Source organism: Hymenobacter persicinus, assembly GCF_004167665.1.
Taxonomy (GTDB): Bacteria; Bacteroidota; Bacteroidia; order Cytophagales; family Hymenobacteraceae; genus Hymenobacter; species Hymenobacter persicinus.
Genome location: NZ_SEWE01000004.1, coordinates 22,989 through 46,872, shown reverse-complemented (window position 1 = coordinate 46,872; position 23,884 = coordinate 22,989). Strand labels below are relative to the sequence as shown.

Genomic DNA, 23,884 nt, shown 5'->3' with positions numbered 1-23,884 from the left:
AACTACGTACTGGCACGTAAAGTTGCTGGGGGCAAAGGTACGCAACGCCAGGTTTGGGCCCGTGGGCTCATCTAAAGGCGCCGGCATCCCAAAACCCGGCAATTCTGCCTAACTCGCCGCTGATGAAACTCAGCCTCAACGCCACCACCGGAACCCTGCACCTTGCTGCCAGTAGCAGCATTTCTTCAGCTACTAGTGCCGCTGAATTGGCCACTCTTTTCGCACCAGCACCGGTAGAGCATTCCGCGGCACATGGTGGCTACACCCACTATTTTATTCGCGCGGTGCCGCTGGACGAAGGGCAGGGGAGCTTTAGGCTTATCTATTTTCATCAGCGGCTTGACAGCATTTCTTTCGCCTTTTATCCTGACGGTCAGGCTCATCTTAGCTGGAATGATTGGAGTGAGCAGCAGGAGCAACGCTTGGCCGCAGAGTATGATGCCTGGCTGACAAAACAGGTAGGCTCCCGGCGCCAGTTTGCCTGGGGCACAGTTTGGGCAGAATATGACCCGCGCAGTGGCGGCAGCTCAATTGGCATGCGGTACGCGTTATAAATGCCGCCGCAACTTCCGGCCCGCCGAACTGTCTTTACCGCATGATCCAACCCAAACCCCTCGCCCTGGCCGCTTCCCTCCTGCTGGCTACCGGCTCAGCCCAGGCCCAGCAGGTCATCGTTATCCGGTTGCCGGAGCTGCAAAAGCGCCTGAGCCGCCCTACCGACACAACCTACGTGGTCAACTTCTGGGCCACCTGGTGCGCGCCCTGCGTGAAGGAGCTGCCCTACTTCGACCAGCTCAGCACGACCTACGCCAAGCAGAAAGTCAAGGTGCTGCTCGTGAGCATGGACTACGCCTCCCAGCTCGACAAGAAAGTCCGGCCTTTCGTGCTCCGGCGCGGGCTGAAGTCGGAAGTGGTGCTGCTCAACGAGCCCGACCCGAACTCGTGGATGGATAAAATAGACCCCAAGTGGTCGGGGGCGCTGCCGTTTACGCTGATTTTCAACAACAAAAAAGGTCAGCGGGCCGCCTTCGAGCAGGAATTCACCCCGGCTGAGCTGACGGCCCAGCTCCAGAAGTTTCTTCCTTAACCCCGCAGTTTTTCCGCTGCCCTAACTCTGCCTTGCCCATGAAAAAGCTGTTTTCCCTGCTCACTGCCAGCCTTGCCCTGCTGCTGCTTGGCAGCTTTACTGATGCGCCGGCCGGCTACCAGGTCGGCGACAAAGCCGCGGACTTCAAGCTCCGCAACGTGGACGGCAAGCTGGTGTCGTTGGCCGACAACCCGACCGTAAAGGGCTACATCGTGGTCTTCACCTGCAACACCTGTCCCTACGCCAAGGCCTACGAAAGCCGCATTATTGCCCTGCACCAGAAATACGCGCCCCAGGGCTACCCCGTGGTGGCCATCAACCCCAACGACGCGGCCTCGGTCCCCGGCGACTCTTTTGCCGAAATGCAGGCCCGGGCGAAAAGCAAGAAGTACCCGTTTGCGTATCTGCAGGACGAAACCCAGCAGGTGGCCCGCACCTTCGGCGCCACCCGCACGCCCCACCTCTACGTGCTGACCAAGCAGGGCTCCGACTTCGTGGTGAGCTACATCGGCGCCATCGACGACAACTCCGAGGATGCCAAGCTGGTCAAGACCCGCTACGTGGAGCAGGCCCTGACCGACCTGCTGACCGGTAAGCCCGCCACGACGAAATCGACGAAGGCCATCGGCTGCACCATCAAGTGGAAAAAGGCTTAGGCTGATAACACAACGGCGGTCCGGCTCCGGGAATAGTTTCCCGGGACCGGACCGCCGCTTTTTTCCGCTACTCACTCAGGCAGAGCGCACGGAAAATTGGACACAGAAAAAGGCGCCCCTCTCAAGAACGCCTTTTCTGAAAACGGGCCCGGCAATAGTCCCACCCAGCGCCGGGCTGCTTTTGTTTATTTCAAAGGTATTGCTTCAGCGAAGCATCTACCACTGTTGTGTTTATATGTTCTGATGCTGTATTCATCAAAACGAATAAAAGCCCTTTTTTTCGCAATTTATTCCGCAACTAAAACCCCTCGGTCGTCAGCACAATTTTGCCGATGTGCTCACTGCTTTCCAGCAGCTGGTGCGCGGCGGCGGCTTCGGCCAGCGGAAACGTGCGGTAAATAACCGGCTTGAACTTGCCGGCCGCCAGCAGCGGCCACATGTGCTGCTCTACAGCTGCGGCCAGCTCCGCCTTGAATTCGGCCGAGCGGGGTCGCAGCGTGCTGCCAGTGATGGTCAAACGGCGCCGCATCAGGTCGAGGGCATTGAATTCGGCCTTGGCCCCTTGCATGGCATTGATAAATACCAGCCGGCCGTCGTCGCGGAGCAGGCGCAAGTTTTTGGGCGTGTAGTCGCCGCCAATCATGTCCAGAATCACGTCGACGCCGCCCGCGGCCTGGCCTACGGCCTCAAAGTCGGTGGTTTTGTAGTTGATGGCCGGCTTGGCCCCGAGTTGTTCGCAGGCCTGGGCCTTGGCCGCACTGCCCACGGTGGTCAGCACCCGGCTGCCCAGGGCGCGGGCCAGCTGAATAGCCGTGATGCCAATGCCGCTGCTGCCGCCGTGCACCAGCAGCGTTTCGCCGGGGCGTAGCTGCCCGCGCTGAAACACGTTATGCCACACCGTAAACGCAGTTTCGGGCAAAGACGCGGCTTCGGTCATGCTCCAGCCCGCGGGCACGGGCAGGCAATGGCGGGCATCCACGGCGGCGTATTCGGCGTAGCCCCCGTCCGTCAGCAGGGCGCAGACGGCGTCGCCGGGCCGCCAGCGCGTTACCTGGGCACCGCACTGCTCGATGATGCCGGCCACCTCCAGACCCGGCACCGTGCCCGCCACGTCGCCGCTGCCCGCGTACTTGCCCTGGCGCAGCAGCACGTCGGGCCGGTTGACGCCGGCGGCCTGTACCCGGATCAGTACCTGATGGGGCAAAAGTGTGGGCTCGGGTTGAGGTTGCAGCTGCAGCACGTCGGGGCCGCCGGGCTGGGTAATTACAATGGCCTTCATGGGCAGGTGGTTGGGAATACGTTGCGCTTTCCTTACGTTGGCAACCGCAGGGGTAGTTGCCTGGAAAATGCCGGCCCGGCCGGCCTACCGGCTACGCAGCGCCGGTTTTTTCCGCTAGCTTACGTCCTCGTTGGCCTTCTTGCCGCTTCCCACCCATGAAAAAAATCACGTTTCTACCGCTTTTCACCGCCGCTAAAGTCACGGGCCTGCGGGCCTGGCAAACCGGCCGGCTGTTTCAGCAGGTAGCCGCCAAGGCCCTGGACGCCGTGCAGGAAGTGTTGCGGGCCGAAATCCGCAAGGGCAACGCCCAGCTCGTCGTCGATTTTCTGGCCGACAAAGCCCTGCCCGCCGCCAAGGCCCTGCTGCTGGAGCGGATGGCCGCCCGCCTGCTACTGCGCATCGGACTGCGCGGGGCGCTGGCGACCAACGTCGTGGGCTGGATTTTGCCCTTCGTGGTGGAGCGGCTGATTAAAGTAGGCGTCAAAACCGGTTTTTTCGAGAAGGTGAAGAGCAATGCCACCGTCGCCGACACGCTGGGGCGCCTCGATGAGCTCAAGCAGGCTACCTGGAAGATGATTAACCCCGATGCGGGCAGCGGTGCGGAACTCCTGCAGGATGATACTGCATCTACTCAGAGTGTAATTCCCGTCCGGAAATAGTTTATCTTTACTGTCCGCTCTTACCCCCACGCTTCCCACCCATGAGTTTTTCAGCGCTTGTCCGGAAAATCGTTGCCGGCAGTAGCTTTTACTGGATTCTGCTGGCCCTGCCGGCCCCTGCCGCCCAGGCCACCACGCAAAACGAACTCAAGCTGTACGTCGACCGGAGCCACCAGGCCGTCACGCTGCAGCTGCCCGGCTCGGCACCCCACTCGGGACTGCGCCTGAGCATGCTCGACGCCTCCGGCCGGGTGATTTACAGCAAGCCGCTGAACACGGCATCCGGCCCGCTGGTCTCGCTGCCGGTGGGCACCTACGCCGCGGGTACCTATCTGCTCATCGTGGAAGGCCCCAACGGCTACAGCGTCGCCAACCGCCTAGTGTTGCACTAACCACCCGGTTTCGCATTTCCCAACCATCCACCAAAAAGGCCCGGCTGGAATAGCCGAGCCTTTTTGGGCTGGAAATAAAATCTGATTGGCGGCCTGCCCGCCAGCACCGCGTTTGCAGCCGCGGCATCGGCTTGTGTCGGGTGGGCCGCCAACCAGATTCTGTGCTATCGGTTGGCGAATTACTCGGTTGGCTTGCTGTCGCCGGCCGCGTTTTCGAGCTCTTTTTCGCGGGCCTTTTCCTGCTTGCCTTTCGCCAGCTCAGCCTCTGCCGGCGGCTTCACGTCGCCGGTTTCGCCCCCGGAGCCCGATACCACCGGTGACTTGATGCCCCCGGTTTGCCAATCGTTCGGCGGGGTTTTGATACCTTCTCCGCCCGCATCGACCGGGGACTTGATACCGGCGTCAATCTTTTCGCCCGACACCACCGGCGATTTGATACCGCCGGTCTGCCAGTTGTTAGGGTTGTCGTTGTGGTCGCCGCCCGAGGTGGGCGGCTTCACGCCGGCCTGACCCGTACCCGACACCACCGGCGATTTAATGCCGCCCGTCTGCCAGTCATTCGGGGGCGTTTTGATGCCCCCGGTTTCTACTTCCCGGGTCGGCGGCTTGACACCGGCGTTACCGGCCCCGGAACCCGCCGGAGGCGACTTGATGCCGCCGGTTTGCCAGTCGTTGGGCGGGGTTTTGATGCCGCCGGTTTCTACTTCGCGGGTTGGGGGCTTCACGCCGATGGGGTCGACGCGGACGGGCTGCTTCACCCCGCCGGTTTCCCAGCCCGCCGGGTTCCGAACCCCGCCGGTGCCGCCGCCGGTGGGCGGCGTTCTGACGCCCCCGGTCTGCCCGCCGCCGGTGGGCGGATAGTAAGCTCCCCGGGTGCGGTGCGTGGTGCGGTGGTAGGTCTGGTTTTGGTCGACGCCGTAGAGATTGACGGTGCAGGACGACGTTAGGCCGAGACCCAACAGCAGCACCCAGGCCGGGAGTAGAGAACGTTTCATGAGGAGGGGAAAGTAAGTGGATACGCCGGCCAAAATTCCAAAAAGCGGGCCAGCATTATAAAACGCTAATATAGCCGAAACCACCCGGCCGGACCCGTTGGCCAGCCCACTCACTTACGCCTTGATAATCAAGCACTAAAAGTCAGCTAGCTTTTTCAATCAGCGGGCACAAAAAAAGCCGCCCCACCCGGAACGGCTCTTAATGAAATCGGGGCCGGCGAAAAATTCCCACCCAACGCCGGCCCCATTCTAACCTTATGGCTTAGTGCCGGAACATCAGCTCGCGGTACTTCACCAGCGGCCAGTCCTCGTCGGACACCATCAACTCCAGCTTGTCGACGGAGCGGCGGATGGTGTCGAAATGCAGTTTCACCGTGTCGCAGTAGGCAATGGCGCGGTCCCGGGTGTCCTCGATTTTGTTGGCCACCTTCCGGGCCTTCACCATCTCGTCGACCTGAGTCTTGATGGTGCTCACGTGGCGGGAAATAGCCTTGATGGTATCCACCGTCACCTGCGAGTACTCGTCGTCGAGGCCCAGCTCGCGCAGGCCGCGCACGTTGGTAATGAGCTTGGTCTGGTACGCCACGGCCGTCGGGATGATGTGGTTGACGGCCAAATCGCCCATCGTGCGGCTCTCAATCTGGATTTTCTTGATGTAATCTTCCAGCAAAATCTCGTGGCGGGCGTGCAGCTCGACGTGGGAGAAGATGTTGTGCCGGTCGAACAGCGCGGCGGCATCCTCGCGGATAAAGGCGTCGAGGGCCTGGGGCGTGGTCGGGATGTTGGACAGGCCGCGGCTGGCGGCTTCGTCCTTCCACTCGTCGGAGTAGCCGTTGCCTTCGAAGCGGATGCCTTTGGAAGCAATAACGTACTCGCGCAGCACCTCCACGATGGCCACTTCCTTCTTCTTGCCCTGCTCAATGAGCGCATCGACCGAAGCCTTGAACTCGATGAGCTGCTCGGCCACGATGGTGTTGAGCACCGTCATCGACGAGGAGCAGTTGGCCGACGAGCCCACGGCGCGGAACTCGAACTTGTTGCCGGTGAAGGCGAAGGGCGAAGTACGGTTGCGGTCGGTGTTGTCGAGCAGGATGGCCGGAATCTTGTCGATGCCGAGCTTGAGGTAGATGTTGTCGCCCTTGTCGAGGGGCAGCTTGGCGGTGCGCTCCAGCTCGTTGAGCACGCTGTCGAGCTGGGAGCCCACGAACACCGACATGATGGCCGGCGGGGCTTCGTTGGCGCCCAGACGGTGGTCGTTGGAAGCCGAGGCAATGCTGGCGCGCAGCAGGTCGCCGTAGCGGTGCACGGCCGTGATGGTGCTGATGAAGAAGGCCAGGAACTGCAGGTTCTCCTTGGGACGACGGCCGGGAGCCAGCAGGTTTACGCCCGTATCGGTGCTCAGGGCCCAGTTATTGTGCTTGCCCGACCCGTTGACGCCGGCGTAGGGCTTCTCATGCAGCAGCACTTTGAAGTTGTGCTTCTCGGCCACCCGGTCCATGATGTCCATGAGCAGCTGGTTGTGGTCGACGGCCAGGTTGGCGTCCTCGAAGGTCGGGGCGCACTCGTACTGGTTCGGGGCCACCTCGTTGTGGCGGGTGCGCAGCGGAATGCCCAAGCGGTTCGACTCCTCTTCGAAGTCGAGCATGAAGGCGTGCACGCGGCTCGGAATGGAGCCGAAGTAGTGGTCTTCGAGCTGCTGGCCCTTGGCCGGGGCGTGGCCAAACAGGGTGCGGCCGGTCATCACCAGGTCAGGGCGAGCGTCGTAGAGGGCCTTGTCGACCACGAAGTACTCCTGCTCGATGCCGAGGGTGGTCGATACGCGGTTTACGTCCTTATCGAAGTACTGGCACACGTCGAGGGCGGCCTGCTCCAAAGCGGCCAACGACTTGAGCAGCGGGGCCTTGTAGTCGAGGGCTTCGCCGGTGTAGGCTACGAAGATGGTTGGGATGCAGAGCGTGGAAGCGCCGGCCGTTTCGATGATAAAGGCCGGGGAAGTCGGGTCCCAGGCGGTGTAGCCGCGGGCCTCGAAAGTGTTGCGGATGCCGCCGTTGGGGAACGAAGAGGCATCGGGCTCCTGCTGCACCAGGGCTGAGCCCTTGAAGTTCTCGATGGGGCGGCCGTCGGAGTTGAGGTCGAAGAAGGAGTCGTGCTTTTCGGCCGTGGAGCCGGTCAGGGGCTGAAACCAGTGGGTGTAGTGGGTTGCGCCCTTGGCCATGGCCCAGGTTTTCATAGCCGAAGCCACCGCGTCGGCTACCGACCGTTCGACCGGCGTGCCCTGCTTGATGGCGGATTGCAGCTTTTTAAAGTACTCACCCGGCATGTTGGCCCGCATGGCCTCCAGGTTAAACACGTTTTTACCGAAGCTGTCGGAGCGACGCACGCCGGTGGAGGCTACCGTAACCGGCTTCCGCTGGTCAACAAGTTCAAGGGCTTTAAAGCGCAGAATTGCCATTGGGGAGATTAGAAACGAGAGAAGTGGGGTTAAGAAGGGCAAAAGTACAGCTTTGAACAGTTCTTTCACAAAACCACCCCTATTATTTTACCCCATATTCATTAAAATACTTGCATTTTACACAAACTCACTCCCAATTCATTAGGACATTTTCGCAAAACGTCTTTTTCACTACGCCCTACCCCTGCTCGTAGCTCAGCTCCGGCCACCCAACCACCGTCGGGGCAGGCTTTAATCCCGGCTAAACTGCGGCTACCTTTGCCGGGTGAGACACCGCTTTGCTTTTCCGCTTCGCTATTTCCTGTTCTGGCTGATTTTTTTCGTGGCCGCGAAGGGCGTGTTCCTGCTCTACCACCTGCCTAAAGCCGCCGGCCTGAGCGCCGGGGAGCTGGGACGCGTGTTTGGCTACGGCCTGCGCCTCGACGCCTCGGCCGCCGCGTACCTGAGCATTGTGCCCTTCGCCCTGCTGGCGCTGGGGAGCCTGCTGCCGGCCCGCTTCCCGCTCAGCCGTCTGCTGGGCTTCTACACGGCCGTGCTGGGCATCGTGGTGAGCGTGTTCACGGTGGCAGACCTGGAACTCTACAAAGCCTGGGGCTTCCGCCTCGATGCTACTCCGCTGCAATACCTGGACTCGCCGACCGAAATGGCCGCCTCGGCCGGCAGTGCGCCCCTACTGCTGCTGCTGGTACTGGCCGGACTGCTGATTTTGGGCTGGCTCCTATATAAGAAGGTGTGCGGCGCTCTGCCCCCGCTGCCGCCGGGCTTCGGCCGGGGCCGGGCGGCGCTGGCCAGCCTGCTCTACCTGGCCCTGCTGGTGGTACCCCTGCGCGGGGGCGTGCAGCAGATTCCGGTCAACCAGGGCGACGTGTACTTCTCGGCTCACCCGTTTGCCAACCACGCGGCCGTGAACGTGCCCTGGAACATCGTTAACTCGCTTTTTCTGCAAAACGGCGGGCCGAACCAGTACCAATTTATGCTCCAGGCCGAGGCCGACCGGCTGGTGCGGGAGATGTACGCCCCGGCCCCGCCCGCCGACTCCGCCGCCAGCCAGTTGTTGCGCACCCGCCGGCCCAACGTGCTGTTCGTTATTCTGGAAAGCTTCACGGCCAAATTTGTGGCCGGCACCGGGGGCGAGAAAAACGTGACCCCCAACCTCGACAGCCTGGCCCGCACCGGGGTGCTCTTTACCAACATCTTCGCCTCCGGCGACCGGAGCCAGAAGGGCTTGGTGTCGTTGCTCAGCGGCTACCCCAACCAGCCCACGACCAGCATTATCAAGTACCCGCGCAAAACGGAGCGCCTGCCCCACCTGTGCCAGTCGCTGAAACAGGCGGGTTATTCCTCCCATTATTATTATGGTGGGGAACTGGCCTTTGCCAATATGAAAAGCTACCTCGTGGCGGCCGGCTACGACCAGTTTACCGAGCGCCTGGACTTTCCGCTGAGTCAGCAGAACTCGAAGTGGGGGGCCCACGACCACGTGCTCTTCGACCGGCTCCTGCGTGATATCAAAACCCAGCCCCAGCCGTTTTTTATCACGGCCTTTACCCTGAGTAGCCACGAGCCCTTCCAGATTCCGATTGCGCCCAAGTTTGCCGGCACCGACGAAACAGCGCTGTTTCGCAACTCGGTGTACTACACCGACTGGGCCCTAGGCCGCTTTCTGCACGCCGCCCGCCAGCAGCCGTGGTGGGACAATACGCTCGTGGTGCTCGTGGCCGACCACGGCCACCCGCTGCCCGGCAATGATGCCAACGAGAGCCCCGGCAAGTTCCGCATTCCGCTAGTGCTGGCCGGCGGAGCCCTGCGCCCCGAAGCCCGCGGCCGGGTGATTCCGACCTACGGCTCCCAGACCGATGTGGCCACGACGCTGCTGGCCCAGCTGAGGCTGCCCACGACGGCCTACCAGTGGGGCTACGATTTGCTCCGGCCCGCGCGGGCTCCCTTCGCCTACTACTGCTTCACCGACGGGCTCGGTTTCCAGTGGCCGGGCGGGGGCCTGGGCTACGACAACGTGTCCCGCCGCCCCCTCTTTATCGTGGGCGACTCCAGCCAGCTGCGCCGGGCCCAGGCCTACGAGCAGGTCTCGTTCGAAGACTTTTTGCGTAAGTAAGACCGGCCGACCGGGGCACGAACATTCGAGCTGCCCGGCAGTTGACTTCTCAATCCGCCCGCCTTTTCTACGATGCCTGAAACTCTGTTATTCGTGTACAATGCCAACGCCGGCCTGCTGAACGGCATGCTGGATCTGGTGCACAAAACCCTTTCGCCCCGGACCTACCCCTGCTCGCTGTGCGCCCTGACCTACGGGGTGAGCATGCGGCCGGAGTGGAAATCCTTTATCGAAAGCCTGCCCATCGAGGCCCGCTTTCCCCACCGCGACGAATTCTGGGCGGCGTTTCCAGCCCAGCGCCAGCAGCCGCTGCCGGCCGTATTTCGCCAGTTGCCGGGGGGAGAACTGCAGCCCTTCATTACGGCTGCCGAGCTCAACCACACAAACCTGCCCGGGCTGATGCAGTTGGTAAGCTCTCGGCTGAGCGCCCTGCAGCCCGAGCCCGTCGGCGGCGAACTTTCCGGCTCAGGAAACTTTTAAACTCCGGCAAGCTGTATCTTTGCGGTCTTGCTTATGGAAACCAAAAAAGTTGCCTTCTACACCCTGGGCTGCAAGCTCAACTTCTCCGAAACGTCGGCCATCGGGCGGCAATTTGAGGAGCGGGGCTTCCGCAAAGTGCCCTTCGAGGACGCGGCCGACATCTACGTCATCAACACCTGCTCCGTCACCGACCACGCCGACCGCAAGTGCCGCAAGGTGGTCAAGGAAGCCCTCAAGCACAACCCGGAGGCTTTCGTGACCATCGTGGGGTGCTATGCCCAGCTTAAGCCCCAGGAAATTGCTGAAATCCCCGGTGTGCACGCCGTGCTCGGGGCAGCCGAGAAATTCCAACTCGTCGACATTCTGGCCGGCTTCGAAAAGCCCGCCCCCGGCCAGCCCGGGCAGGTCTACGCCTCTCCTATTGCGGAGGCCACCGAGTTTCACGCCGCCCACTCCTACGGCGACCGGACCCGTACCTTTCTCAAAGTCCAGGACGGCTGCGACTACTCCTGCTCATTTTGCACGATTCCGCTGGCCCGCGGCAAAAGCCGCTCCCACTCCGTGCAGAGCGTGGTGGAGCGGGTAGAACAGCTAGCGGCAACCGGCGTGAAGGAAATCGTGCTGACCGGCGTCAACCTCGGCGACTTTGGTTTGCAAGGCCCCGACCGGGAGCGGAAGGAAGACTTTTACGACCTGGTGCAGGCTCTCGACGAGGTGGAGGGTATCAGCCGGTTCCGCATCAGCAGCTGCGAGCCCAACCTGCTCACCGACGACATTATCCGCTTTGTGGCCCGCTCCAAGCGGTTTATGCCCCATTTCCATATTCCGCTGCAGTCGGGCTCGGATAAGATTCTGGGCCTGATGCGCCGCCGCTACCGCCGGCAGCTCTACGCCGACCGGGTGGCGCTGATTAAGCAGGTAATGCCGCACGCCTGCATCGGCGTCGACGTTATCGTGGGCTTTCCCGGCGAAACCGAGGCCGATTTTCTGGAAACCTACCAGTTTTTGAACGAGCTGGACGTGAGCTACCTGCACGTGTTTCCGTATTCGGAGCGCGAAAATACCCTGGCCCCCAGCCTGCCCGGCCGGGTGCAGGACCGCCACCGCCACGAGCGCACGACGCAGCTGCGCGGGCTGTCGGAAAAGAAAAAGCGCTTTTTCTACGAGCAGCACGTGGGCCAGGAAACCCAGGTGCTCTTCGAAGACGACGTGACCAACGGGCAGATGGAAGGCTTTACGCCCAACTACATCCGCGTAGCCGCCAAGTACGACCCGCTGCTAGTGGGTGAACTGAAAGCCCTGCGCCTGACGGCCGTCAACGCCCAGAACCTGATGGAAGCCGAAGAAATGGGCATTGAGGTATTCCACCACTAGCCTCTTTACTGAATATACACAAACCAAAAGGGCAAGCCTCGTACGAAGCTTGCCCTTTTGGTTTACACTTATCTAACAAGCAGTTGCTTGCTTATCGAACGAGTTGGCGCTGCATTAAATCCAGCATCTGCTGCATCAGCCGCTGCTGCTCGAGCAGGTGTTGGTTGCGCAAATCAGCCAGGGCCAGTTGGTGCGCCATCTGCTGAGTATAGAGGGCCGCCTGCCAGTTGGAGTCCGGTGTCGGTGGGACAACGGCCACTGTTCCCGTAGCCGCGGGAGCAGCCGCTGCTTCGGACGACGGAGGTGCTACTGGCGGGAAGTCCATAGCAACCTTTTCTACCGGTGGCGCAGTTTCAGGGGATGTAGCTGCTGGTGCAGCCGCCGGCGGAGCATCCGCCACCAGAGCCAGAGGCGTGGAGTCCGCTTCGACTACGGTAGCGGGTTTTGCCGCGGGGCGGGGTAAGCTCTCAACGCTGGTTGGTGGTGCGTCGGTTAACATGGGACCCGTACCAGTCAGCAGCCAGTCTTTTGATACATTTGGATATACCTCAAACACTTTACACAAAAGATCAAAGCCCGGCTTATTCCGCTCATCCACTAGGTGTTGGATAACCGTAGCAGTCTTATCGAGCGAAGCTGCAAAGGCATTCTTGCTTATACCCAAATGAGAAATAAGCTGCGTAAATCGGGTTCCGACGGTTTCAATCTTTTGCATTACCCAAATGAGTTAAGCGATTATTGCCAGCAAATATACACCCAAATGAGTAACAAACACTAGATTCTTCTTGCCCATCTCTTACGGTATTGCTCTGCGGTTTGCTTGCGGCCGAAATACGTCGGTAAGAAGTTATAGTGCGCAGTTAACGCAGAGCCCGCAGTTCAAGCGGCTACCGATGCCGCTACCTTTCCCTGCCTGGCCGCGTGCTTCTCTCGCCTTCCCTAAGAAAGAACAGATAATCCCGAGCTCGGCGGCTTTCGGAAGCTAGCTCCGTAGCGGCCACCAACGGCAGCAAGATTCTTCACAGCTTTGGGAGGTAGTCCAGACCACAAGAAACACGGCCGCCATCCCAGTCCGTCCAGACGGAAACAGCAGCCGGCTTTGAGCAGGTGGTAGAGCCCAGCACACGCTAACTCGGCGCAGAGTGGCCTATTAGCAGCCCCCGCCCCTGCTTGGTCGGAGTGGGATAAGCAAGCCCATTGGGGCGCGGCGCGAGACCGGGCGCCATGGGCACATCGAGGGCGTGGGCAGGCGGCAGCAGCTGGCGCGGGTGAGGCTGCAACTGTTGCACCTGCTGGGACGTGCCGCGCGCAATTGTCCGCTTTGCCCGCGGGTCCGTCAAGAAAATGGGTTCGGCTCAGGGCAGCTAGGCGCAGAGACGAGGCGCTAGGGCTGCTCTTGCGGAGCGCCGGATTTACTCGTAACGCAGGCTCTCAATTGGGTCGAGGGCGGCGGCTTTACTGGCCGGGTAGTAGCCCGAAGCCAGCCCCACGGTCACGCAGATTAGCAGCCCGCCGCTCATCCAGAGCCAGGGCACAATGAAGCCGCTGCCGCCCACAATCAGCATCACGCCGTTGCCCATGGCTACGCCCAGCAGCACGCCCAGCAAGCCGCCGAGCAGGCAGATGACGATGGCCTCGATCAGAAACTGCTGGCGGATCTGTTTGGCCGTCGCGCCCAGGGCCTTGCGAATTCCGATTTCGCGGGTGCGCTCCGTTACCGACACCAGCATGATATTCATCAGGGCAATGCTGGCGCCGAGCAGGGTGACAAGGCCCACGATGGAGCCGTACTTGCGCATGTTGCCCGACAGCCCGTCGAGGGTGTTAGCCAGCGAGTCGCTGCCCTCCACCTCGAACGATTCTTCCTGGCCCAGCGCATCGTGGCGCACGGCGCGCATGATGCCGGTGGCCTCCCCGGTGAGGTAAGTCAGGTTGTCGGGCGAGGTCGTGGCCGTCTTGATATCGTAGGTGAGGGCCCGCTGCCGGGGCATTTGGTTGCCGGTTTCGAGTGGAATCAGCACGAGGCGGTCGGCCCCGCCCCCGCCCATGGTGCTGCCGCTTTTCTCGAGCTGGCCCACCACCAGAAAGCGTCGCCCCAGCAGGTAAACGTACTTGTCGACGGGGCTCTGGTTGGGAAACAGCTTGTCCTTGACCTCGGTGCCGACGATGGCCACGTTGGCCCCGCTGGTCAGTTCAGCCGGGGAAAAAGCCCGCCCGGCGGCCAGGTTGTAGTTCTGAATCTGCAGGTAGTTCTCGTCGCCGGCCACCACGTTCATGTTGGGGTTGGTTTTCTCCCCGTTGGCCTTGATTTCGGTGGCTCCCGAAATAAAGGCCGATACGCCCACTTGGGCCTGGTCGCCGATTGCGCGCTTGTACTGTACGGCCTGCAGGTAAGTAATGGCCGGGTACACCTTTTCCTGCACGCCCCCCCGGCGCATCCGGTTGGAATAGCCCTTGGCCTTGATTTCGAAGGAGTTGGCGCCCAGGCTGGCGAAGGTCTCGTTGAGCGAGTACTTGATGGCGTCGATGGCGGTCAGGATGCCCACGAGCGACATGATGCCGATGCTCACGATGAGGGCCGTCAGGACGGTGCGCAGCAGGTTGCTGTGAATGGAGCGAAAGGCTTCCTTGATATTTTCCAGCAGGTGCATAGCGGCAGAAACAACCCGGAGAGTGAGGAGCAAATCCGGCGGCAAGCGGCTAAAAGGCCGTTTTGGCAGCAGCGGCCGGCGCCGCAAGGTAGGCGGTTTCCCCTAAACTCCCGCCCGGTTTCGCTACATTTGTTTGGCTGCCTGGCCCCGGCCGCAACCCCGACGGAATTATGCGCGTCGGTTCGTTGTACGGTTGTCGTATCCTCTCCCCGTAACTCCGCAGAACCTGATGGCCCCGAAGCGAATTCTGCCCCTGCTGCTCCTGCTGGCCGCCTGGCTTGGCCCGTCGGCCGCCGCCTGGGCCAACCACGTTTTTATCCCGATGGACAACACCCAGAAGGAACACCTGAAGGCCTACGGCATTGCCTACTGGCTGCTGGGCAAGCAGGTGGAGGTCGACTGGCTGCTCAACTACCGCGGGGGCTCGTTTGCCTCGGAAGTGGCCCCGGGTCTGGAAAATGAGCTGGCCGTGCGCGGCATCACTTACCAAGTGATTTCGGAGGCCCAGTACACGGGCATTCTCTCCGAAATAGCTGACCCCAACGCCAACATGGACATCATGAAGCTGGAGAAGGCGCCCAAGATTGCCGTGTACACGCCCAAGGGCAAGCAGCCCTGGGACGACGCGGTAACGCTGGTGCTGGGCTACGCCGAAATTCCCTACACCCAGATCTACGACGACGAGGTGCTGCGCGGCGACTTGCCCAAGTACGACTGGCTCCACATTCACCACGAGGACTTTACGGGCGAGTACGGCAAGTTCTACGCCTCCTACCGCAACCGCCCCTGGTACCAGCAGCAGCGCGACGCCGAAGCCACGGCCAAGCGCAACGGCTTCAGCAAAGTCAGCGTGATGAAGGGCGCCGTGGTGGTTAAGATGCAGGAATTCATTGCCGGCGGCGGCTTCCAGTTTGCCATGTGCGGGGCCACCGATACCTACGATATTGCCCTGGCCGGCCTGGGCGTGGACATGGTGGAAACGATGTACGACGGCGACCCGGCCGACCCCCAGGCCCAGCAGAAGCTCAACTTCAACCGCACCCTGGCCTTCAAGGACTTTCAGCTCGTGCGCGACCCCTACCAGTACGAGTACTCCGATATCGACATGCAGCCCGCCGAGCGGGGCGTGTACGAAGACAACGACTACTTCCAGCTCTTCACCTTCTCGGCCAAGTACGACCCGGTGCCGACCATGCTCACCCAGGACCACGAGAAAACCATCAAGGGCTTTATGGGCCAGACCACGGCCTTCCGCAAGCAGCTCATCAAGTCGGATGTGGTGATAATGGGCGACAACAAGGCCTCGGGCGAAGTGCGCTATATGCACGGCACGCTGGGCAAGGGCACCTGGACGTTTTACGGCGGCCACGACCCCGAAGACTACCAGCACCTGGTCGAGGAAGAGCCCACGGACTTGTCCTTGCACCCCAACTCCCCCGGCTACCGGCTGATTCTGAACAACATTCTGTTTCCGGCCGCCAAAAAGAAAAAGCAGAAAACCTGATACCGCCGCCGCAACCGGGCTGCAGCCTAGCTTACAGGTTCCAACGTCGTTGAATACGCCCTAAATTTTTCGCTATTTTATCCGCCCATTCACCGTTTTACCCTTCTACTAGTTATTCTCATGCATTACCTCCTGCGTACCTGGACCCTGCTGCTGGTCCTTGGTGCTTCGTTGCTTACCGTCACCTCTTCCTGTTCCAAAAAGGAAAACCCGGCGCCGGCCCCTACTACGGGGGCGGTAGAAGGCCTGATTAGTCCGGTCGGCTCCATCACCACCGTAACGGCTACCTCCAGCGGCGGCCTCACCTTTCCGGTGGTTCCCAACGGCGCCAGTGGGGCGTTTGCGCTGCCTGAGCTGGCGGCGGGTACGTACGTGCTGAGCTTCACACCAGCTAGCGGCTACGTAGCGCCGAGCCCGCGCACGGTAGACGTCGTGGCGGGTAAGACCACGGCCGCGGGTACGGTTAGCGTATCCGGCAACGGCACGCCGCGCGGCACAGTAAGCTGGATGAAAGATGGGACGGCTTACTCTTCCACCGTGCTGAGCGGTTTGATAAACAACCAAAGCTTTTCCTTGGAAGCGGCGGCTGCCAACCCCACTTTTACCGACAATGTCCGCCTAGACGTGCCCTTGGGCATAACGGGCCCGGGCACCTACAGCCTCGCCGGCAGCAGCGACCCGCGCAGCAACACGGCCGACTACTGGCGCACGAGCGGAACCGTCACCACGTCCTATACCACCCAGCTGCGCCTGACCTCGCCTACTACCGGCATTAATGGCACGGGCACCCTGACGGTCAGCAGCTACGATGCGGCCACTCGGACCATGAGCGGCACCTTTGCCTTTAACGCCTACAACCTGGATAACGGGCTCAATAACGTGGTGCGCGTCGACATCACGAACGGCACGTTTACCATTCGTTTCTAAGCAGCTGGCGGGCGGAGCGGGGCAACCTCAGGCGCCTTATGGCCCGCCCGATTACCATCTAATTCTGAACATCATACAACGGCAGGCGGCCAAAAAACCCGCAGACCTGCTCTAGCATTCCAACGGCAGCTTTCCCGGTGCGGTTGGGCGTTGAGAATAGCCCGGCTTGGGCTTCCCCACACAAAGCCCCCGCTGACTGGTGTCGGTGGGGGCCATTTTGTGGGCCGGCCGTTTTCGCGCGCAAACCCGTATAGCAGGCAGTAGCGAGTTCCGCCTAACCCCTTGCGCATGAATTCTGAACACACCAATTACAGCCTCTCGGGCAGCCTGGAAGCCCCCCTGGCCCCCACCGACTCGATTAACCCGCTTCCCCGGGCCGTATTGCGGCTCAACAACCACTTTCTGCTCGATGGCGAATGGAAGTTTGCCGTCGATGCCGACGACAGCGGCCTGCGCGACGGCTGGCACCTGGGCCACCGCTACGAGCACGCGGTGCAGTGGCCCGGCTCCATCGAAACCCACCTGGCCCAAACCAAGGGGGATGTGACCGAGCCCACCCTCTGGCACGACAAGGTGGTGGTCTGGTACGAGCGGGAGTTTACCCTGCCCGAAATTGAGGAGCCCCTGACGCGGTCCATGTTCCAGCTCACCTTCGGGGCCTGCGGCTACGAAACCCAGGTCTGGCTCAACGGCCGCCAGTTGCGCACCATTGAGGGCGAAGACGTTCACTACGGCGAGTATACCTCGTTTTCCTACGAGCTGCGCGAGGAAAACCTGCACCTCGTCAACCGCCTCACCGTGCGCATTGCCGACACGATGGACGCCGAAACCACCCGCGGCAAGCAGGAGTCGCACATCTACAAGCGCGGCGGCATCTGGTACCACACCTACAGCGGGGCCGTGCGCAGCGTGTGGCTGGAAATGGTGGAGCGCAACCGCCTTCGCTCCCGCCTCGGCGTCGACTCGGTGGTGGAAGATCAGCTCGTGCGCTTCAACCTGACTACCCGCGTGCACGACCCGGGCCACTATACCCTGCGGGTGCGCGTGTTTGAGCGGGGCGGCCGCCACCAGCCCCCGCTGTTCACGTCCGAATTCCCGCTGCGCCTCGAAGCCGGGCAGAAGCAGCAGCGCGTGGTGCAGGAAATGCCCGGGGCCAAGCTCTGGTCGCCGGAAGCGCCGAACCTGTATCTGCTGGTCGCCGAGCTTGTCGATGCCGACGGCTACGCGGCCCAGATCGAGACCCACTTCGGTCTGCGCAAGATTGAGTCCCGGGGACGGCACGTGTACCTCAACAACGAGCCCACCTACCTCGACGGCATCCTCTACCAGCCCGGCACGGCCACCTACGAGGAAATGCAGCGCCACATGCACGCCATGCAGAAGCTGGGCTGCAACCTGGTGCGCGTCCACATTGCCGGCGTCGACCCGCGCATCTACAACCTGGCCGACGAGCTCGGGCTCCTGCTCTGGGTGGAAGTGCCCAGCCCCCACACCTCGAGCCCGCGCAGCCGCCAAAATCACCGCGAGGAGCTGCTGCGCATGCTGGCGTTGATTGAGTCCCACCCCTCGGTGGTTATCTGGAGTCTGTACAACGAGGACTGGGGCTGCCAGGACATTGCCACCAACCCCGAAACGCGGCGCTACATCACCGAAACCTACCACTTCATGCAGATCGAGCACCCGCAGTTTCTGGTGGTCGACAACGACGGCTGGCACCACATTTCCCAGGAAGGACGCCTGAAGTCGGACCTGCTCACGGCCCACCTCTACACCCCCGACCTGCCCCGCTGGCAGGAACTGCTCGACCGGCTGGTGCGCGGCGAGATGGTAGGCACGGCGGCCTACCCGCTGATTGTGGGCGACGCCTTTTTCTACCGGCGCCAGAAACCCCTGATTGTGAGTGAGTGGGGCGGCTTCGGCTTTGCCGATTACGGCGGACCCCAGGCCGGGGAAGAACGCACCGAGCGAATCCGGCAGTTCAAGCAGGAGCTGCGCGCCCGCCCCATTGCCGGCGACGTCTACACCCAGGCCACCAACATCGAGGATGAGCGCAACGGCATCATCGACCCGCACTCCGGGGAATTGTCGGTGCCGGAAGGCGTGCTGCACTCGCGCCCGGCCACCGACCGGTAAGGCCCTAGCGCAGCAGATTATCCCGCAAAAAGCCCCGTCGGATAGTACCGGCGGGGCTTTTTGCGGGACTTACTACACCGGCCGATACACCGGGAGGGGCCTATTTTTCGAGGCGGACAAACTGCCGGGCGAAGGCCGGGATTTCCGCGCTTTTGTAGGGGTCAATTTCGGTTACGAGCTGAATCACGACCGGCTGCCCCTTGGTCACGCCGTAGGCCAGCAGTTCGTAGGCCATGCCGGTTTCGGTGCGGTAGCTGAATTTGTAGGCCTTGGCCGGCGCCTCCTGGATAAAGCAGGTTATTTCCTGCATTTCCTTGCTCTTCATTTTTTTCATGCGCTGCTTCAGAAACTCGGCCGGCATCCCGTTGCGGAAGTCGGCGTAGTTCACGTAGAGCAGCGTCAGGCCAAAATCGGGTCCTTTCACCTCGTAGGGGGAAAGCAGGCTGGCATCGGCGGGGACGGCGTACTGCTGGCCGCAAAAATCAACTTTATCGGCCTGGCCGAAGGCAAACGTAGCGGAGCAGACGAGCAACAGGGAGAGAAACAACGCTTTCATAATCGGAAAAGTACTAGAGAATAATGAGTGCGCAAGCTATGGCAATCAATTTCTTCTTGGTTAAATAATATACAGTAGAATCTATACTTAGTGCATCCGGTCGTCGCGGACCGGCAGGCTGGTAATAATCTCACCCTCAATCCGCAGCAGCTCCTGCAGGCGGGCATCCACTTCCTTGGGGTCGCGGTATTCCTTGGCCAGATCCACGTAGGCCACAAAATGCGCGGCTTCGGACACCATCAACTCGTAGTAGAACTTGCTCAGGTCGGGGTCGGGAATGTGCTGCCAGAGCAGTTTGAACCGCTCGCAGCTGCGGGCCTCAATCAACGCCGATACGAGCAGCATGTCCATCAGCTGCCGGTCGCGGTGGTCGCCGCGGCGCACGTGAGTCATGAGCTGCACCACGTACTCGTCGCGGCGCTGGGGGCCTAGTTCGAAGCCGCGCTTGCGCAGCTCGAGCAGCACCCGCTCGAAGTGGGCCCACTCCTCGGCCACGAGCAGGGTGAGTTCATCCACGAGCCGGGTTTTCTCGGGGTACTTGACGATAAGCGAGATGCCCGTGCTGGCCGCCTTTTGCTCGCAGTAGGCGTGGTCGACGAGAATATCCTCGATGTTTTTGCTGGCAATATTCACCCACCGCGGGTCGGTGTTGAGCTTGAGCTTGAGAATGGTCTTTTCCTTGGGCTCGGAAGAACCGGAAGGAAGCTCGGACTGAAGTTGCATGGGCGTAGAAATCGAACGGTTAGGAATGACGGTGGCCGCTAGTCGAAGAACTGCCAGCGGATGCCGAACTGAAAGCGGCGCGGCAGCCCCGAGTAGTAGGGCGTGGCGAAGTAGCCGTTTTCGGGCAGAAACTGGTTGACGTAGGCCATTTTCAGGAACAGCGACACGGTCTTGATGTCGGCGCTGAAGTACACGTCCACCAGCGGGTAATTGCGGATGGTGAAGTGGTCCTGGAGGTAAAACTGCTGGGTGCTGGGGCTGTAGGCGTAGCCGCGGAACTTCGACTGGTAGTACATTTCCACGCCCACCTGGCTGAAAAGCGCCTTTTTGAAAATGTAGCTCTGGTAGTACACCTTGCTGTTGGACACGAGCTTGGGAAAGCGCACGCCCCGCTCGTCGGCGCTATAGGTGTAGGTGGCCTGGTTGTCGGTGAATATGTGGCCGAACTGCAGGCGGTGGCGCAGCGTGCCAATGAGCAGGCGCTTGGCGTCGTCGAGCTGCCGGGGCCGGGCATCCTGGGCGTAGTACACCAAGTTGCGGATGTTGACCACGCTGGCCGCCAGTTCAAAGCGCTGCGTGCCCACCTGCTGGTCGAGGCGGCCGGTGAGCTGCTCCACGCTGGTGTTGCGGAAGTCGGTGGGATAAAACGCGTTGTCGGGACCCCAGACGTAGTGGTTGCCGCTGAACTGCTGCTGAGTGAGCGTGGGCGCGTACGAGGAGGTGAGCAGCTCCCCGCTCAGGGGTCCGAGCCGGGCCGTGCCGCGCAGCCAGTACTCGGCCTTCTGGGAGGTGAAGTCGGGTTTCACGTCGAGGGGCTTGAGTTCCCCGGCCACTTCCACTCCCACCAGCTGGCGGTAGCGGAAGGCTGCCGTGCCGCCCACAAACAGCTGGCCGAAGGAATAGTCGGGCAGAGCCGGCACCTCCACGCCCGGCACGCCGCGGCGGGTGCGGGTCACCAGCGTGCCGTTGCGGTAGCGCCCGTACACCCGGTACTCCACGGCCGGCGTGCGCCCCAGCAGGCCCAGGGTATTTTCCAGCTGCCGCAGCTCGGCCCGGTCGTCGGTGCCCTCGTTGCTTTGCAAAGGCAGCGGCGGATAAAACAGCAGATTGCCCTGGCCGTCGCGCACGGCGGCCGTAAACGTGTCGGTGAACTTGTTCTGCTGGCGGCGCCAGTCGGCGGTGTGGTACACGGTCAGGCCCCGGCCCAGCAGGCGGTACGTATGAGTCAGGCGCACCTGGTCCCGGTCGTCGCGGTTGAGGGCCCGGGGCAGCCAGATGTTTTCCTTGCCGTAGTCAAACAGGTTTTTGGGGTAGAGCTCATCGGCCACGTCGAGGGCCGAGGGCCGAATGCCGCCCTGCTCGGGCACAATGTGCCGAGACGTGCTGACGCTGAACAGGGCGTGGTACCGGTCGTTGGTGCTCTGGTAGCGGGTGAAGAACAGCAGGTTGTTGTGCTCGGCAAAGTTCTCGCGCCCGTTGGTGTTGAAGATTTTGTTGGAGGCAAACCGCTCGTAGGCAAACCCCACGTTGGCCCGCTTCCCGATGCTGCGGCTGTAGGACAGCTCAAACACCTGCTCGCCAGCGCTGCTCTGATCGTAGCGAAAGAACGTGTAGGGCGACTTGGTGTCGTAAAAAGGTACGTCGGCCGCGTCGCGGGTGTACTTGTCGAATACCGTGCGGCCCAGGCGGGCGCCCAGGCGGGTGTTGGTTTGCCAGAGCAGCCGCCGCGAGGCCGTGCCTACGTTGCCCAGGTCCTGCTGAAAGGTGCTGTCGTGAAACCAGTTGCGCTGCTGGTGCAGGTAGGTCAGCGTCGTGTCAATCACGCGGCCCTCGTACTGCTCGCGCAGGATGTCGGACTCGTAGAGCACCCGGGTGGTTTTGGCCCCGTAGAGCACTTTGGTGGAGTCGTCCACAATTTGGGCGCGCACACTCAGGGGCAACAGCAGCAGAAGCAGCCCTCCCAGCAGGAAGGCGCGGCGGGCCCGGAAAAGGCGCAGGGACAGGAGCAGCAGCAGGTCAGACAACAGCTTGGGGCTGAAATAAAGGCGGGAGCAGGCGGTGAAGGCGGGCGGCGCCGTCGGCCAGAAACCGGACTTCGATGGGAATGTAAAATACGGGCAACGCCGCCACGGCAGCCCGCAGCGCGGGCTCCAGCAGGCGGGCGGCGTCCTTCTGGGTGGTAAAAACGCTCTGACCGGGTTGTAATTGCCCGGCCACGGCGGCCAGGTCGGCGGCGGTAAAGGCGTGGTGGTCGGCAAAGGCGGCGTGGTGGCTGATGCGGTAGCCGGCCGCCGTGAGGTAGTCGCGCAGGGGGCCGGGCTGGGCAATACCGGTCAGCAGCAGAATGTGGGACCCGGCGGGCTCAGCCTGCCCGCCCACGGCCACCGGCGCGCCGTAATGGTAAGCGGAAAACAACACCGGTACTCGCGGCCCGGCGTAGCGCCGGATGCGGGCGGCAATGCTGTCTTGGTCGGCCGCCGGCAAGTCAGGCGCGCACTTCGTGACTACCACCACGTCGGCGCGGGCGGCGCCGGCCCGGCTTTCGCGCAGGCGGCCGACGGGCAGCACGTAGTCCTGGTAGAAAGGCCGCTGCTGCTCGGTGAGTAGAATATTGAGCGCCGGCCGCACCCGGCGGTGCTGGTAGGCATCGTCGAGCACGATGGCCGTCAGCGCGGGCTGAGTGCGCAGCAGCGTGGCAATGCCCAGGCGGCGGTCTTCGCACACGGCCACCGGCACCCGGGCGCCAAAATCCTGGTAGTGCTGCCGGGGCTCGTCGCCGATGGTGGCGGCCGTGGCGGCGGCATCGGCCAGCTGGTAGCCGCGGGTGCGGCGGCCGTAGCCCCGGCTCAGCACCGCCGGCTGTTCGCCCATTCGAAGCAGCTCGGCGATAATCCAGGCCACGTGGGGCGTTTTGCCCGTGCCCCCGGCCCGCAGGTTGCCCACGCTGATGACGGGCAGCGCATACGCCGTCGATTCCTTCAGCCCACTGTCGTATAGCCAGTTGCGCACGCGCATCACCGCGGCGTAGAGCCAGGCGAAGGGCAGCAGCAGAAAGGCGAGCGGGTGGGGCATGAAATGGCGGCAAAAACGCGGAACCGCAAAAGTACGCCTACTTCCCGAAGGTAGGAAAGATTTTGCCCCGCCCCACGCGGCGCCCGTCCGACGTCCTGCGTATGGCCAAGGTCTCCTACCGAATCTATGTCTTCCTTCGCCGACCGCCTGCTGCGCTTTCTGACCGAGTTTCCCCTGCCCGCCGCCCCGCTGCCCGACGGCGTGCAGGCCGTGAGTCCGTACCGGGAACCCGGCCCGCGGGAGCTGCTGACCGAGTTTGCGCACCGCTACTACGCCGGCGCCCAGCCCCGGGTGGCCTTGCTGGGCATCAACCCCGGCCGCCTCGGCAACGGCCGCACCGGCGTGGCCTTCACCGACCCGGTGGCCCTGGCCCAGGACTGCGGTATTGCGAATGAGCTGCCCCAGAACCGGGAAATTTCCAGCCAGTTCGTGTACCAGGTTATTGCGGCCATGGGCGGGCCGGCGGCGTTTTACCAGGACTTCTTCCTGGGCTCCCTCTACCCGCTCGTGCTGCTGCGCCAGGGCCTGAACTACAACTACTACGACGCCCCGGCCCTGACCCGGGCCCTGGCCGACGATATCCGGCTGTCGTTGCAGCGGCAGGTGCTGGAGGTGGGTCTGCACCGCCGGGTGGCCGTGTGCCTGGGCCGGCGCAACGGGCAGTTTCTGACCCGCTTTAACCAAGAATTGCAGCTCTTCGACCGGATTCACATTCTCGACCATCCCCGCTACCTGATGCAGTACAAGCGCCGGGAACTTCCTGAGCACGTGGCCCGCTACGCGGCGGTGCTGGACGAAATCCGGGCCGGCGGCGTTTAGCCGGGCCTACGG

General features: G+C 62.2%; 21 protein-coding genes. 12 read left to right on the top strand and 9 right to left on the bottom strand.

Annotation, left to right across the window (positions count from 1 at the left end; genetic code table 11):
- Positions 1-122 precede the first annotated feature (122 nt).
- The 3 genes from EWM57_RS02825 to EWM57_RS02815 are packed head-to-tail and all read left to right on the top strand — an operon-like array spanning position 123 to position 1,743.
- Complete coding sequence (locus tag EWM57_RS02825) at positions 123-554, top strand: hypothetical protein (protein ID WP_129919617.1); 432 nt, start codon at positions 123-125, stop codon at positions 552-554.
- Between the two features lie 41 nt (positions 555-595).
- Positions 596-1,087 (top strand): TlpA disulfide reductase family protein, encoded by a 492-nt coding sequence (locus EWM57_RS02820; RefSeq protein ID WP_129919616.1) that lies wholly within the window; start codon positions 596-598, stop codon positions 1,085-1,087.
- A 38-nt stretch (positions 1,088-1,125) separates the two neighbouring features.
- The gene (locus tag EWM57_RS02815; RefSeq protein ID WP_129919615.1) at positions 1,126-1,743 is read left to right on the top strand and encodes a thioredoxin family protein; all 618 of its coding nucleotides are present in this window, start codon (positions 1,126-1,128) and stop codon (positions 1,741-1,743) included.
- 298 nt (positions 1,744-2,041) lie between these two features.
- Here the strand turns inward: EWM57_RS02815 and EWM57_RS02810 are convergent, their stop codons facing one another.
- Entirely contained in the window at positions 2,042-3,022 is a 981-nt protein-coding gene (locus EWM57_RS02810; RefSeq protein ID WP_129919614.1) for an NAD(P)H-quinone oxidoreductase, read from the bottom strand.
- Between the two features lie 155 nt (positions 3,023-3,177).
- Between EWM57_RS02810 and EWM57_RS02805 the strand changes: the two genes are divergently transcribed.
- The gene (locus tag EWM57_RS02805) at positions 3,178-3,681 is read left to right on the top strand and encodes a hypothetical protein (protein ID WP_129919613.1); all 504 of its coding nucleotides are present in this window, start codon (positions 3,178-3,180) and stop codon (positions 3,679-3,681) included.
- Positions 3,682-3,722: 41 nt separating this feature from the next.
- On the top strand, positions 3,723-4,073 hold the full coding sequence (locus EWM57_RS02800; protein ID WP_129919612.1) for a hypothetical protein: 351 nt from the start codon (positions 3,723-3,725) through the stop codon (positions 4,071-4,073).
- Between the two features lie 179 nt (positions 4,074-4,252).
- Here EWM57_RS02800 and EWM57_RS02795 read toward each other — a convergent pair whose 3' ends face one another.
- Positions 4,253-5,068: a hypothetical protein gene (locus EWM57_RS02795; RefSeq protein ID WP_129919611.1), complete on the bottom strand. Its 816-nt coding sequence runs from the start codon at positions 5,066-5,068 to the stop codon at positions 4,253-4,255.
- Between the two features lie 262 nt (positions 5,069-5,330).
- A complete protein-coding gene (locus EWM57_RS02790) occupies positions 5,331-7,520 on the bottom strand; it encodes a glutamine synthetase III family protein (RefSeq protein WP_129919610.1) in 2,190 nt (729 codons plus the stop codon).
- A gap of 265 nt (positions 7,521-7,785) precedes the next feature.
- Between EWM57_RS02790 and EWM57_RS02785 the strand changes: the two genes are divergently transcribed.
- The 3 genes from EWM57_RS02785 (at position 7,786) to mtaB (ending at position 11,487) form a co-directional block, all read left to right on the top strand.
- Positions 7,786-9,633 (top strand): LTA synthase family protein, encoded by a 1,848-nt coding sequence (locus EWM57_RS02785; protein ID WP_129919609.1) that lies wholly within the window; start codon positions 7,786-7,788, stop codon positions 9,631-9,633.
- 72 nt (positions 9,634-9,705) lie between these two features.
- The gene (locus EWM57_RS02780; protein WP_129919608.1) at positions 9,706-10,113 is read left to right on the top strand and encodes a hypothetical protein; all 408 of its coding nucleotides are present in this window, start codon (positions 9,706-9,708) and stop codon (positions 10,111-10,113) included.
- A 33-nt stretch (positions 10,114-10,146) separates the two neighbouring features.
- A complete protein-coding gene (gene mtaB / locus EWM57_RS02775; protein ID WP_129919607.1) occupies positions 10,147-11,487 on the top strand; it encodes a tRNA (N(6)-L-threonylcarbamoyladenosine(37)-C(2))-methylthiotransferase MtaB in 1,341 nt (446 codons plus the stop codon).
- 91 nt (positions 11,488-11,578) lie between these two features.
- On the opposite strand, the gene EWM57_RS02770 is transcribed toward mtaB, so the two are convergent.
- Both EWM57_RS02770 and EWM57_RS02765 read right to left on the bottom strand, forming a co-directional pair.
- Positions 11,579-12,202 (bottom strand): hypothetical protein, encoded by a 624-nt coding sequence (locus EWM57_RS02770; RefSeq protein ID WP_129919606.1) that lies wholly within the window; start codon positions 12,200-12,202, stop codon positions 11,579-11,581.
- 697 nt (positions 12,203-12,899) lie between these two features.
- Positions 12,900-14,138 (bottom strand): ABC transporter permease, encoded by a 1,239-nt coding sequence (locus tag EWM57_RS02765; protein WP_129919605.1) that lies wholly within the window; start codon positions 14,136-14,138, stop codon positions 12,900-12,902.
- A 229-nt stretch (positions 14,139-14,367) separates the two neighbouring features.
- Between EWM57_RS02765 and EWM57_RS02760 the strand changes: the two genes are divergently transcribed.
- The 3 genes from EWM57_RS02760 to EWM57_RS02750 all read left to right on the top strand — a co-directional run bounded on the left by EWM57_RS02760 (position 14,368) and on the right by EWM57_RS02750 (position 18,702).
- Complete coding sequence (locus tag EWM57_RS02760) at positions 14,368-15,642, top strand: asparagine synthetase B (RefSeq protein WP_129919604.1); 1,275 nt, start codon at positions 14,368-14,370, stop codon at positions 15,640-15,642.
- A gap of 120 nt (positions 15,643-15,762) precedes the next feature.
- Positions 15,763-16,569, top strand: a complete 807-nt coding sequence (locus EWM57_RS02755) for a DUF6252 family protein (RefSeq protein WP_129919603.1) — start codon at positions 15,763-15,765, stop codon at positions 16,567-16,569.
- 288 nt (positions 16,570-16,857) lie between these two features.
- On the top strand, positions 16,858-18,702 hold the full coding sequence (locus EWM57_RS02750; RefSeq protein WP_129919602.1) for a glycoside hydrolase family 2 protein: 1,845 nt from the start codon (positions 16,858-16,860) through the stop codon (positions 18,700-18,702).
- Between the two features lie 100 nt (positions 18,703-18,802).
- Here EWM57_RS02750 and EWM57_RS02745 read toward each other — a convergent pair whose 3' ends face one another.
- From EWM57_RS02745 to lpxK, 4 genes are all read right to left on the bottom strand, one after another.
- Positions 18,803-19,258 (bottom strand): hypothetical protein, encoded by a 456-nt coding sequence (locus EWM57_RS02745; RefSeq protein WP_129919601.1) that lies wholly within the window; start codon positions 19,256-19,258, stop codon positions 18,803-18,805.
- Positions 19,259-19,345: 87 nt separating this feature from the next.
- Positions 19,346-19,981, bottom strand: a complete 636-nt coding sequence (gene miaE, locus EWM57_RS02740) for a tRNA-(ms[2]io[6]A)-hydroxylase (RefSeq protein ID WP_129919600.1) — start codon at positions 19,979-19,981, stop codon at positions 19,346-19,348.
- A 38-nt stretch (positions 19,982-20,019) separates the two neighbouring features.
- On the bottom strand, positions 20,020-22,005 hold the full coding sequence (locus tag EWM57_RS02735; protein ID WP_165370388.1) for a putative porin: 1,986 nt from the start codon (positions 22,003-22,005) through the stop codon (positions 20,020-20,022).
- Positions 21,998-23,053, bottom strand: coding sequence for a tetraacyldisaccharide 4'-kinase (gene lpxK, locus EWM57_RS02730; protein WP_129919598.1), 1,056 nt, complete (start codon positions 23,051-23,053; stop codon positions 21,998-22,000). Before lpxK ends, EWM57_RS02735 begins: the two co-directional genes overlap by 8 nt.
- 126 nt (positions 23,054-23,179) lie before the next feature.
- Between lpxK and EWM57_RS02725 the strand changes: the two genes are divergently transcribed.
- On the top strand, positions 23,180-23,872 hold the full coding sequence (locus EWM57_RS02725) for a uracil-DNA glycosylase family protein (protein ID WP_129919597.1): 693 nt from the start codon (positions 23,180-23,182) through the stop codon (positions 23,870-23,872).
- The last annotated feature ends 12 nt before the right edge of the window (positions 23,873-23,884 follow it).